We start from the raw sequence: 7,492 nt of genomic DNA, 5'->3' as shown, positions 1-7,492 counted from the left end.
CTGGCCAAGCTCAAGCCGATCGTACGCCCTGATGGCACCATTACCGCCGGTAATGCATCCGGAGTAAACGACGGCGCCTGCGCTTTGCTGCTTGCATCCGAAGAAGTTGCCAAGCAGCAGGGGCTGACCCCCCGCGCACGTGTCGTTGCCATGGCCACGGCAGGTGTCGAGCCCCGGATCATGGGTATCGGTCCCGCACCAGCCTCCCAGAAGGCGTTGGCCCTGGCCGGTCTGACGATCGACCAGATGGACATCATCGAACTGAACGAGGCGTTTGCCTCGCAAGGCCTGGCGGTACTGCGCATGCTTGGCGTCGCCGACGATGATCCCCGGGTCAATCCGTACGGTGGCGCAATTGCTCTGGGTCACCCCTTGGGTGCCAGTGGCGCTCGCCTCGCGCTCACAGCCGTCAATCAGTTGCAACGCACCGGCGGACGCTACGCGCTCTGCACCATGTGCATTGGCGTCGGTCAGGGTATTGCCGTCATCCTCGAACGGGTGTAACGGTCAAGCAGGTTCCCTGAACAGAACCCGACCTTCAGGCGCGACTGATTTTCAGTCGCGCTTTTTTATATGAGCGCAAGGCCAGCCCGGCAGGCCTGGCTGGCTCAAGGCAGACCTTCCACAAGTGTCCCGGCTTTTATCCCGTATCGATCAAACCAGCCCTGGGGCATTTCAAGTGCATATCGCATCGGGCGCTTTGGGCAATGGTCTGCTTCGCTGTACGGCTGCATGTCTCGCAGATTGATGATGCGTCCCGCCTCGTCGATGAAAGCAATGCTCAGGGGCAGTGGCGTGTTGCGCATCCAGAAGCACGTCATGGTCATGTTGTCGAATACGAACAACATGCCGTGGTCAGGGGGGAGGGATTCGCGGAACATCAAGCCGCGGTTTCTGACCTCGGGGGTGGCGGCTATTTCCACATAGGCCGGTATGCCCGCCAAATGCAGCGTGGTCGTGGGTAAAAGACGGCCTTGTGCGCTTAGCGTGGCGGGCACTAAACTTGTCAAAAACGCAGTGAGGGCAAGGCCGGTGCCGACCCTGGCAGCGCTTCCAGAAAATTGGCTGAGACCGCGCCCGACCCAAGCTCTTATGGATAAAAAAAGAGGCCTGAAAGGCCTCTTTGAGGGTGCTAGTTTCAGCATCGGTTTTAGTGTTGTTGTTTACCAGGAGTTGAACTCAAGAGGCAGACGTAATATTTAGCGCCTGTTTACCTTTGGGACCCTGCGCGATTTCGAAAGCTACTTTCTGGCCTTCTTTGAGGGTCTTGAAGCCGTTCATCTGGATGGAAGAAAAGTGTGCAAAGAGATCTTCTCCGCCGTTGTCCGGAGTAATGAAACCAAAACCCTTGGCGTCGTTGAACCATTTGACGGTTCCAGTCAGCTTTTGGGTATCCTCAGAGGAGGGGGTGCTTAGTTCAGACATGCGTACTGCCTCTCGACTATAGTGTAGGGTTGAAACTCGACAGCAAAGGGAAACTACCTAAACCCTTCGATTCTGGGGATGCCATCAAATAGCTGTAACACTCAGAATACTAGGATAATGCGCAACATCACCCGCCATAGTCAACTATGGTAATTACTTAGATTTGACATTGAATCAGACATGGCAATTGATACGGATATTCGCCAAGACACGGTTCTGGACAGCCAGAAAAGTCGGCTCGCTCCGCCGCCGATGTACCAGGTCGTGATGCTTAATGACGACTACACACCCATGGAATTTGTTGTCAATGTGCTGCGCCGGGTATTCGGAAAATCCGAAGAAGAGGCGGCACATATTATGCTAAAGGTACACCATGAAGGACGCGGTGTATGTGGCGTTTACCCGCGCGACATAGCCGCTACCCGGATCGAAATGGTCATGCAGCTGGCTCAGGCCAGACAGCACCCTTTGCAATGCATCATGGAGCCTGCACCCGATGCCTGACCTTTCGTTAAAAGCCAATGATTGAATCTGTTTTTCATCGCCCGCGAGTACGGGTATAGTTAGAGTACGGAACCCCCGGAGATGGCCGAGGTCTGATAACTGTAGGGCCTTTTAGTCATAGAATTGAACCATCGAATGCTAATCCGCTTCGTAATGCAATGGAGGAAGCGTGATCTCTGAAGAACTTGAAGTCAGCCTGCACATGGCCTTTGTCGAGGCCCGCACCGCCAGACACGAATTTATTACCGTAGAGCATTTACTGCTTGCCTTGCTCGACAACGCAGCGGCTGTCGAAGTGCTGCGCGCATGCTCCGCCGATATCGAATCGCTGCGGCAGGATCTGCGCAAATTCATCGCTGAAAACACACCGGTCTTCCCAGGAGAAGAAGAGGTCGACACGCAGCCGACGTTGGGCTTTCAGCGCGTCATTCAACGCGCCATCATGCACGTCTCGTCGGGCAACTCCAACAAAAATACCGTCACGGGCGCCAACGTGCTGGTGGCCATGTACGGCGAAAAAGATTCGCACGCGGTCTACTACTTGCTTCAACAAGGAGTAACCCGTCTAGACGTCGTAAATTTTTTGTCGCATGGTATTACCAAGGCTCCCGAAGAGCCACCGACCGAACCGGTCAAGCAGCAACAGCCGGCTTCCGAAGCCGAACATAAATCCGACCAGCAGAAATCGCCATTGGAACTCTACTCTCTCGATCTCAATGCTGAAGCCCGCCAGGGACGCATCGACCCGTTGATCGGGCGCGAGCTCGAGGTCGAACGCGTGATCCAGGTGTTGTGTCGCCGGCGCAAGAACAATCCCTTGCTTGTGGGCGAGGCGGGTGTCGGCAAAACGGCCATCGCCGAAGGACTGGCATGGCGCATAGTCAAGGGCGATGTCCCCGAAATACTCGCCGACGCGCAAGTATTTGCCCTCGACATGGGTGCCTTGCTGGCCGGTACCAAGTACCGGGGCGACTTTGAACAGCGCCTCAAAGCTGTGCTCAAGTCGCTCAAAGACAACAGCAATGCCATCTTGTTCATCGACGAAATCCACACGCTCATCGGTGCAGGTTCGGCATCGGGTGGAACGCTCGACGCGTCCAACCTGCTCAAGCCTGCCTTGTCGTCCGGTCAGCTCAAGTGCCTGGGTGCCACAACCTACAACGAGTACCGCGGCATTTTCGAAAAAGACCACGCCTTGTCGCGTCGCTTCCAGAAAATCGACGTCGCCGAGCCAACGGTTCAGCAGACCATCCAGATCCTGCGAGGCCTCAAGGGTCACTTCGAATCCCATCACGGTGTTCGTTACTCGTCGGCAGCCATTACCGCTGCGGCCGAACTTTCTGCACGTCATATCAACGATCGCTTCTTGCCAGACAAGGCGATAGACGTCATTGACGAAGCAGGCGCCGCACAGCGCTTGCTGCCACGCTCACGCCAGAAGAAAGTCATCGGCAAGGGCGAAATCGAGGCAACGGTTGCCAAGATTGCGCGCATCCCGCCCCAAAGCGTCTCCAACGACGACCGCAACAAGCTGGCGACGCTCGAGCGCGACCTCAAGACGGTGGTATTTGGTCAAGACGCTGCCATCGAGGCGCTGGCTGCTTCCATCAAGATGGCCCGGTCCGGCCTGGGTCGCCCTGACAAACCCATTGGGTCCTTCCTGTTCTCCGGACCCACCGGTGTGGGTAAAACCGAAGTGGCCCGTCAGCTTGCCTTCACGCTAGGTGTAGAGTTGCTTCGCTTCGACATGTCCGAGTACATGGAGCGTCACGCAGTGTCGCGGCTTATTGGCGCGCCGCCGGGCTATGTCGGTTTCGATCAGGGTGGCCTGCTCACCGAAGCCATCAGCAAGCAGCCGCATTGTGTGCTGCTCCTCGACGAAATCGAAAAAGCGCACCCCGACGTCTACAACATCCTGCTTCAGGTGATGGACCACGGGACCCTTACCGATAACAACGGGCGCAAGGCCGACTTCCGCAACGTCATCATCATCATGACAACCAACGCCGGAGCCGAAACCCTTAACCGCGCCTCTATCGGTTTTGCGACGCCGTCCAAGAAGGGCGATGAAATGGCTGATATCAAGCGCATGTTCACGCCCGAGTTCCGTAACCGGCTCGATGCCATCATCGGCTTTACCCCGCTGTCTCGCGAGGTCATATTGCGGGTGGTCGACAAGTTCCTCATGCAGCTCGAAGACCAGCTGCACGAAAAGCGCGTCGAAGTCAGCTTCTCGCAGGCACTGCGCGACCATCTTGCCAAAGAGGGCTTCGATCCGCTGATGGGCGCGCGACCCATGCAACGGCTTATCCAAGACACGATCCGTCGAGCCTTGGCCGACGAGCTGCTCTTCGGACGTCTGGCAGATGGTGGACACGTTGATGTTGATCTCGATGATCAGGGCAAGGTCAAGCTCGAAATCAAGGACAACAAAGCGCCCAAGGCCAAGCATCGACCCCCGGTCGATTCCGAAGCCGAGCTCATTGACTAAGCGGCGTCACAATGTCTCTGGTCCCGACCGCGGGGCCTTACAGGGCGGGGTCTGAAATGGCCCCGCCCTTAATTGCGTGCCGTCATTGCGATACGTTGCATGAGCGGGTGCCAATCGAGGCTGGAGGCATGGCTACGTGCGTACGCTGCGGCTACGTACTGTATCGGCAAAGCGGTCTTGGCCTGTCGCAATGGTCGGCTTTGGCTGTTGCCGCGGCCATTGTCTTCGCCATCGCCAATTATTTTCCAGTCGCTGTGCTTCGCGTCCAGGGACTCAGTGTGCAGGCGACGCTGCCCGAAGCGATCTGGCTGACGTGGCAGCAGGGGCACATCCTGGTAGCGGTTGCAACGGCCTTGTTTGCGTTTGCATTTCCGTTGGGCCAGATACTGTTTTTGTTCTGGGCCTTGCGCGCCATTGTTACAAGACGACTTCCCGCCGATTTTGCCTATGGCATGCGCATGCTCGACGTCATTTCCGTCTGGAGCATGTTCTCGGTTATGTTGCTGGCGATTCTGGTGGCGATGGTCAAGCTGGTGGACCTGGCCACCGTGGATTTTGGCGTTGGCTTGTGGGCCAGCGTCATATCCGTGTTTTTCTTGACGGCCCTGAGCCGGGTGTCAGCCCAGCGTCTTTGGCGCTACGCCGAAGACGCCGATATTGTTGAGCGGTCCGGCGCCAATTTGCGCCTGGAGCAACCCTATGCCGCATGCGAATCCTGCGGTTTTGTCCAGAACCTGCCGGCAAGGCAGTCCTGCGATTGCCGGCGCTGTGGCGCTTCTGTTCATAAGCGCAAACCGGCCTCGTTCTCTCGCACTTGGGCATTATGTATTGCGGCAGCCATTGCTTATATCCCCGCCAATGCCTTGCCGGTCATGCACATATTTGGTCCCACCGGCCAGTCCTCTCATACCATTCTCGGAGGCGTGGTCGAGTTCTGGCGCATGGGGTCCTGGGACCTGGCCATTATTGTTTTTGTGGCCAGTGTTGCGGTCCCTATTACGAAACTGCTGGCCCTGGCGGTGTTGATGCTTCGAGCCCAATGGCGCGGCCCGGTTGTTCAACGCCAGCGCACCCGGTTGTTCGAGCTGGTCGAATTTATTGGCCAGTGGTCGATGCTGGATGTCTTTGTGGTAGTGCTGTTGACAGCCATGGCGAATTTTCCCGGTTTCTCGCAGATCCGCGCGGGAGAGGGCGCCGTGGCATTTGGCGCGGTAGTGATTCTGACTATCTTTGCAGCCATGAGCTATGATCCTCGCCTGGGATGGGATGCCGATCCGCAAGGGTCGGGTGAACCATCACCGGCGTCAGAGACCAATAATGAACCAGCCACTGCGCTCGCCGATCCTGCCGGACGCAGTGCATGAATGGGTACCCGCATGAGCAGTGATCACCAATCACCGAATTCTGCTTCATCCGAAGCCAGTCGCCCTGCAGGCAACACGCCTTCAGCAGCGGGCGCCGCGCAGCCTGCCTCGCCCACGGTGAAGCCCCGAAAACCCACCCGCATTTCATGGATCTGGCTGGTGCCGCTTGTGGCAGTACTTGTCGGAATGTCCTTGCTGGTACGTGATTGGCTCAGTGCCGGCCCCGTGGTCACGATCAGTTTCGAGTCTGCCGAAGGCCTCGAGGTAGGTCAGACAAAGGTAAGATACAAGGATGTGGTTGTGGGCCTGGTCAAGGACATCCGCATTGCAGACGACCGCTCAAGCGTCCTGGTCAAGGCCCAATTGAGTCGTGACGGTGCCAAGTACTATACGCAGGAATCCGCCCGCTACTGGGTGGTGCGTCCACGGCTGGGCCTAAGTGGGGTGTCTGGTCTGGGAACGTTGCTGTCGGGTGCATATATCAGCGTCGATGCGCCCAATGATCTCGACGACGGCGAAACGGTCACATTCTTCAAGGGGCTCGAAACTCCACCGGAAGTCACCACCGGCCAGTTGGGCCGCCGCGTCACCTTGCTGACGAAGGATCTGGGCTCGCTCGATATTGGCTCACCCGTTTATTTCCGGCGCATACAAGTAGGCCGCATCATTGGGTACAGCTTGGCGGAAGACGGCAGCCAGGTCATGATCCAGGCTTTCATCGATGCTCCTCACGACCGCTTCATCACCAGTGATACACGTTTCTGGAACGTTAGCGGTATCAATGTGTCGCTGGATGCCTCGGGCGTCGAGGTACGCACAGGGTCTTTGGCGGCGGTCCTTGCCGGAGGCGTGGCGTTCGCGTCGGCCAACCCGTTCAATACGCAGCCGGCACCCGAAGATGCCACGTTTGCGCTGGCCGAATCTGAAACCGAGGCCATGGCAGAGCCCGACGGCCCCCCGTTCCGGGTGGATATGATCTTCCGCCAGTCAGTACGTGGTCTGAAATTGGGTGCCCCCATCGACTTTCGCGGCATGGAGCTGGGCGAAGTCTACGACATCGATCTGGAGTTCGACGAGGACGAAAAGCGCTTTCATGTTCTGGTCAAGGCGAATCTCTATCCGTTGCGTTTCGGCGGAGCCTACGACCGCTTGTCAGACGAGCAGAAGGCCGACAGTTATCCGGCACCGCACTTGTTGGGTCCTCTTATCAAGCATGGACTTCGGGCGCAGATCAAGGCGGCCAACCTGTTGACCGGCCAGCAATATATTGCGCTCGATTTCATGAAGGACGTCGAGCCCGCCGAGATAGATCTCAAGGCGTATCCGTTTACCATACCCACTGTGGCCGGCAGCTTCGACAAGCTTCAGGAACAGTTGAGCAGCGTGGTTGCCAAGATCGACCGGGTACCGCTTGATCAGATCGGCAAGGACCTGCAAGGCAGCCTGGCGTCGCTGCACCGGGTGCTGGATGGCTTGAGCAATGTGGGTCCGCAACTGGGTGATACCCTGAAGACCCTGAAGCTTACTCTGGGCAAGCTTGACGGCATGCTGGACGCAGACTCGCCCATGAATGCGGGCATCGAAGATACCATGCGCGAGCTTCAAAGCGCCGCCAGATCGCTGCGGGCCTTGGGAGACTATTTGCAGACACATCCTTCGGCACTGATTCGGGGTCGATCAGCAGATGTGCTGCCGGCACCATAAAACA

The 7,492-nt window shown here is 57.5% G+C and carries 6 protein-coding genes and 1 pseudogene; 5 read left to right on the top strand and 2 right to left on the bottom strand.

Annotated features, from left to right (window positions below; all coding sequences use genetic code 11):
* Positions 1-504 (top strand): annotated as a pseudogene (locus Q1J88_RS07555) (3-oxoadipyl-CoA thiolase); the annotation flags it as partial.
* 104 nt (positions 505-608) lie between these two features.
* Here Q1J88_RS07555 and Q1J88_RS07550 read toward each other — a convergent pair.
* Positions 609-998, bottom strand: coding sequence for a DUF192 domain-containing protein (locus tag Q1J88_RS07550; protein WP_301116999.1), 390 nt, complete (start codon positions 996-998; stop codon positions 609-611).
* Between the two features lie 181 nt (positions 999-1,179).
* Positions 1,180-1,425 carry a cold-shock protein gene (locus tag Q1J88_RS07545; protein ID WP_301116998.1) on the bottom strand — a complete coding sequence of 82 codons (246 nt, stop codon included), beginning with the start codon at positions 1,423-1,425 and terminating at the stop codon, positions 1,180-1,182.
* A gap of 180 nt (positions 1,426-1,605) precedes the next feature.
* Between Q1J88_RS07545 and clpS the strand changes: the two genes are divergently transcribed.
* From clpS to Q1J88_RS07525, 4 genes are all read left to right on the top strand, one after another.
* On the top strand, positions 1,606-1,929 hold the full coding sequence (gene clpS, locus Q1J88_RS07540) for an ATP-dependent Clp protease adapter ClpS (RefSeq protein ID WP_301116997.1): 324 nt from the start codon (positions 1,606-1,608) through the stop codon (positions 1,927-1,929).
* Between the two features lie 169 nt (positions 1,930-2,098).
* Entirely contained in the window at positions 2,099-4,420 is a 2,322-nt protein-coding gene (gene clpA, locus Q1J88_RS07535) for an ATP-dependent Clp protease ATP-binding subunit ClpA (protein WP_301116996.1), read from the top strand.
* Between the two features lie 128 nt (positions 4,421-4,548).
* Positions 4,549-5,784, top strand: coding sequence for a paraquat-inducible protein A (locus Q1J88_RS07530; protein WP_301116995.1), 1,236 nt, complete (start codon positions 4,549-4,551; stop codon positions 5,782-5,784).
* A 12-nt stretch (positions 5,785-5,796) separates the two neighbouring features.
* Entirely contained in the window at positions 5,797-7,488 is a 1,692-nt protein-coding gene (locus tag Q1J88_RS07525; protein ID WP_301116994.1) for an MlaD family protein, read from the top strand.
* The last annotated feature ends 4 nt before the right edge of the window (positions 7,489-7,492 follow it).

Source organism: Pusillimonas sp. (genome assembly GCF_029263785.1).
Taxonomy (GTDB): Bacteria; Pseudomonadota; Gammaproteobacteria; order Burkholderiales; family Burkholderiaceae_B; genus Pusillimonas.
The sequence above is the reverse complement of the archived record's forward strand: the minus strand, read 5'-3'. Positions and strand labels throughout refer to the sequence as shown.